Here is a 4,569-nt window from a genome sequence, read left to right as displayed (position 1 = left end):
GCAGCGCATCCTCCCATTCTACAAGAAGGTTTCAACTGGCTCTCAGTTCCGGAACGGTGGCTCAGTTTGACCGGAGACGTGGCTCAAATATTCCGGAACGATGGCTCATTTTACTCCGGAGTATTCATTTCGATTATCCTCACTCTTCTGCACGGCGTCAAGGATGGCAATCTTATAATCGAATTTGAATAAATCAGTTGAACTCTCTTCAGCACCGCCATAATAAATCATTACTAATTGGGAGTCTCCGTCCCAGCGAATTGTTGCTCCGAGGTTCTCGGTAACAAATCGAACAGGAATCATGGTTCTGCCGTTGATGATGGTTGGTGCAACTGTTGATTCTTTCTTTGTTCCATTTACAGAAGCCGTCGTTTGATCAATCCAAAGCTCAATTGTGTTATCGCCGAGCGTGATGGTTACTTTTCTTTCGCTACCAGTCCAAGTAGTAGTCCCGCCTAATTGTTCGATAATCGGTGCAATAGGGAGTAGTGTGCTGCCGCCGCGGATAACGGGAGTGACATTATGATCGTTATCGTCGAAGTTCTTTCCGTCATCCCCTCCGGCGTCTTCTGTCAGAAGCCATGGGCTGTTGATCCTCATTGCAAGTTTGACGGGATTGACGATTTGCATCTTGCCAGTTCTATCTTCTTTGTACATGCTGAATTCCAGAGCGCCGTCCACATATTTCGTGCTGAATGTATTGCCGTATGGAGCATTAGCCAAGATTTCGCTTATAAAGCTCAGCGGTACAAAGACTCCAAGGGTGGGATCGTCCAGATAACGTGCCGGTTTCTCAAGTTGATAAGTCTTTCCGGTAACATTTATACATTCACCTGATTCATCTACCTCATATTCCTGAACGTCTGTCGTTCTTTCCCTTATTTTGAAGCAACGCCCTTGAAAGGTGACATAGGAGTACCACGGATTTTCATTAAATTTAACGGTTTCCGTCCCGCTAAGATCAAGAAACTTAAGAATTTGGCCAACAGGAAACAACTGGACGCCGTCTACGGATACTGGCGTATGCACCGAAGCTTCCTTTTGACCCTTGAGTGTAATGGAGATATCGGATGCGAACGCTGTCTGCAACATGGTGAATGACATTGCCAAGATAACAATAAGGCTGAATAATGGTTTTTTCATGGGAGTCTCACTTTCTTTCGATTATTTTATCGGTGTATCTTTTTTGCTGCTGAACCCGCGTATCATCTTAAAGATAATGTAGATCAGGTAAAACGGAGCTATCGCCCATCCGATGAAAGTAGCCAGAATAATCTTGTATACAATGTAGTTGGAAATAGAAGTGAACACGGTGACATTTCTTTGCAATCGGCTAATAAAGGCCCAGCCAAATGGGATGCAGAGTAGTACGTAAACAGCGATCAATGTAGGTTGCCTCCAATCCTTGTAAACTCAATTTGAAGCTTTAGCGGATGATGAAATAGATTCTGATAATGACGCTGAAGCTTCATCGACCAATTGTTTAATGATCGGAACGGCCGTAAACGCGAATGAATACTCAGTAACTCCAGGATTATGTCTCCTTTTTACAAGGTTCTTTTTGGTTAGCTTCGAAATAATGGAGTAGGTTTGTTTTTTCTGATCAATTTGAATTTTATGGGCCGTCATGTTTTTGAAAATTAATCGTGTTCCCCATACTCCTTGTTCCAAATTAAAATCGGGATGAAGAGTTAAAGACGATAAATGCTCGTAAAGCTGGGCATCTGTTACAGGGTGAGGAAGAGGATAGTCCTTGAAATTCAATTTCATAAGCTTGAATCCTGAAATGCCTTGCAGCGTAAGATAAGCCGCTGCCCAGCCTATTACAATACCGAATAGAATGCCGACCGGACCTCCGAAAGCAAGTGCAATACCTCCAATTAATATAAAGATGAGGTACAATTTTTTGAAAGCTTTCATTGGAGTCTCCAACTGGATTGAAGTCGGGACAGGCAGGCTGCTGTCATTATTCGTTTTCTTCTGTTGAAGTTGCATAGAGTGCCTCCTTATCGATGTGGTTTAGTTATATGGGCTGTTTTATTGATGGGGACTAATACATGCTTTCGACTTTATAGTCAATCACGATCCAGTCATTGGATTCCGACTTTTTGATCGTTGCTTTTACTGTCCCGGTATAAGAAAAGTGTGAAGCGTCCAATCCAGTAGACTGAGGTTGATAGCGAATGGCTTTCGCTTGCAAATGGTCGGGATCTTCGCTATTGAAACTCCCGTAGTCGTTCAGGTCTTGGAAAACGCCGATTTCGGCAGTCAACGTGCCGTCCTGATTATCCAATAACCGTTGCACCTGAGAAAACAGATTAGAATCCGTATAGGTCCATCTATAAGCATCCCATCCATAGAAACCATCTTTATATTTGTAACCAGAAATGGACTTGTGCTTTACTTGGATGCCAAAGAATTGCTGGATAACTTCAGCAACCAAGTCTTGATGCATGATCAACTCATTGTCGTTTTTCGGATTGAAACTATAGCTGTTGTCTTGACCAAATTTTAGATTCCGCTCAATCGCAAAACGAATGAGTTCATCCGAGCTGTACGAATTGATCGCACTATCCTTGATATAAGGGGAAGTACCGAAGTTCACTGAACTGAATTCGCTGAAATATTGATTGAATTCAATCTGCTGCTCCAAACTTAGCGTCGGCCAAGTATCTGTAGGCGTATCTGATGATTCCTCCGTTACAGGCGTAGACTCTTTCTCTTCGACCGGTGGCAATAACGAATTGGAGAGTGTAGATTGTAAGGTTGCCCGAATAGCGACGATTTTTCCGTTGGAGCTGCGAATTTCTACGATACAATCGTTTAATGTATTGGGCGCTGAGTATTCAAACGTACTGACGGTCACTCCATCCGCTTCTTCTGTTGCAGATATTGCGGTGCCAAGTGCCGCGGCAGCATGTTCCGTAGCATCTCCGACACGCTGACCGCCGATATTAAAGAATCGTCCGTCTGTGATCGTGATCTCGCGAATTTGACCATTCGCGGCATCGCTTTTGAGCCAGTTGGCCTTATTGGCTTGTCCAAAGTAATAGGTATTGTCTACGTTGCCGGTGACCGTGGATGTGACGCCAAACTCGCTGATGAGTTGCTGTTCTGCCGGGCTATTCCCTATATAGTTGGCAAGATCTAGCGCGCTCGATTCATCACTATTTGCGTAGCGAACATAACGGACTCCAACGATACGATCGGATTCGGTAAGCAAGTTCAGTATCGTATCTTCCTGCTTATCATGATACATACGAGAACGTTGTCCTTCCGGGGAGACCAGATCCAAATTTGGTGCTCGAAAAACTCCGGGGTTTTGTTCGGTATAGTCATTAAAATTCATGCCTAAGGTCATTCCGAGAATGCTGTATACCTTATTGCTTTTAACTCCTTCCTCGGCAGGGGCCAGAGTAATCTCTGATACCGAGTTTCCATTGCCAAACATTGTGACCCCGAACGGGTACATGTAATAGAAACCTTCCGCATCGTCCCGAACGATCCATGGTTCGTCCGGTTTACCGAGTTTGGTAATAGCGCTTTCCTTACTTTCTCCGGATAAGTCTGATAATTCGAGCGGCTCTGGATTCGAGTAAGAAAGAATCCCGATGATGACAACAACCCCGATAAGGACTATAAGCCACAGCCACCACTTCTTAAATAACGATTTCTTGCGAACTGTCTCTGTCTGATTCGTAATTTCAATAGACAAATATGACTTCTCCCTTCTGGAATTCTAGTACAGGATAAAACTGAATTCCCCAAGATTCTCCATTAAGTATATGAAATTCGACATCTTTTATCAATGACTATAGACGCTAATAAATATAGTTTCTATAGTGCGTTGTTACTATGTGTTAGACCATCTATCGTTTGATATATAAGGCAGGAAGATAGGTGGTTGTGTGGGCGATATTGCAGTTTTGGTTGGCGAAAAGATCAGAGCTTTGCGGCAGAGCAGAGGACTTAGCCAGGAGAAGCTCGCTTTTAAATCAGGGTTAAACACCTCCTATTTGGGACAAGTAGAGCGTGGCGAAAAGAGCCCGACGATTGTGACTTTAGATAAAATTGCAATAGCGCTTGATACGAGATTGGATGAGTTATTCCGTTTTGAGTATGGCACTGCTATCGAAGCGGAGCCTTCTTATGCCGATAAAATTCTCTTTGAACTGCGTGGAAGAACGGAAGAAGAGAAGAAGGCGGTTTATGAGTTTGTGAAGCAGGTTCTTTGGTTTCGCGACAAAAAATAAGAGGGGAGACGTTCCTACGTTCCCCGCGTTTCTGGTGACCATCATCTAGCATGATGTCACGGTTATAATATATATACCAAAACACACAAATTTCGGTACGGACTTAATATTCTTCCGCCAGCATCATGGTGCAATGCGTGCAGTCATCGATGACGAAGATTTTGCAGGTAAAGATGCTTCGGGTACAGATGTATTTCGTCAAGCAAAAATCCCCCAAATAATCGTGCATTTTTCCCCATCATAATCGTGGGGATTTTTCCACCAACCGAGCCTAAAAATCAGGCTCGGTCAGCTTACGGTAAAGCGTTAAATTGCC

Annotated in this window: 4 protein-coding genes; 1 reads left to right on the top strand and 3 read right to left on the bottom strand. The window is 43.6% G+C overall.

From position 1 onward, the window contains the following. Positions 1-105: 105 nt before the first annotated feature. The 3 genes from EXY20_RS38615 to EXY20_RS38605 all read right to left on the bottom strand — a co-directional run bounded on the left by EXY20_RS38615 (position 106) and on the right by EXY20_RS38605 (position 3,715). Positions 106-1,143, bottom strand: coding sequence for a copper amine oxidase N-terminal domain-containing protein (locus tag EXY20_RS38615; protein ID WP_135557767.1), 1,038 nt, complete (start codon positions 1,141-1,143; stop codon positions 106-108). 270 nt (positions 1,144-1,413) lie between these two features. Next, positions 1,414-1,995: a hypothetical protein gene (locus EXY20_RS38610; RefSeq protein WP_135557766.1), complete on the bottom strand. Its 582-nt coding sequence runs from the start codon at positions 1,993-1,995 to the stop codon at positions 1,414-1,416. Between the two features lie 55 nt (positions 1,996-2,050). Continuing rightward, positions 2,051-3,715, bottom strand: a complete 1,665-nt coding sequence (locus tag EXY20_RS38605) for a hypothetical protein (protein WP_135557765.1) — start codon at positions 3,713-3,715, stop codon at positions 2,051-2,053. A gap of 193 nt (positions 3,716-3,908) precedes the next feature. On the opposite strand from EXY20_RS38605, the gene EXY20_RS38600 reads away from it, so the two are divergent. Beyond that, on the top strand, positions 3,909-4,253 hold the full coding sequence (locus EXY20_RS38600; RefSeq protein ID WP_167859816.1) for a helix-turn-helix domain-containing protein: 345 nt from the start codon (positions 3,909-3,911) through the stop codon (positions 4,251-4,253). Positions 4,254-4,569 lie beyond the last annotated feature (316 nt).

This window comes from Paenibacillus cymbidii, from assembly GCF_004764705.1.
In the GTDB taxonomy this organism is placed as follows: Bacteria; Bacillota; Bacilli; order Paenibacillales; family NBRC-103111; genus Paenibacillus_AN; species Paenibacillus_AN cymbidii.
Note: the sequence above shows the minus strand (reverse complement) of the source record. Positions and strands in the feature narration are given on the sequence as shown.

What these genes read in the sequence shown, in the direction of transcription:
- EXY20_RS38610 (WP_135557766.1), bottom strand. Translation starts at nt 1,995, where the DNA reads ATGCAACTTCAACAGAAGAAAACGAATAATGACAGCAGCCTGCCTGTC.
- EXY20_RS38615 (WP_135557767.1), bottom strand. Translation starts at nt 1,143, where the DNA reads ATGAAAAAACCATTATTCAGCCTTATTGTTATCTTGGCAATGTCATTC.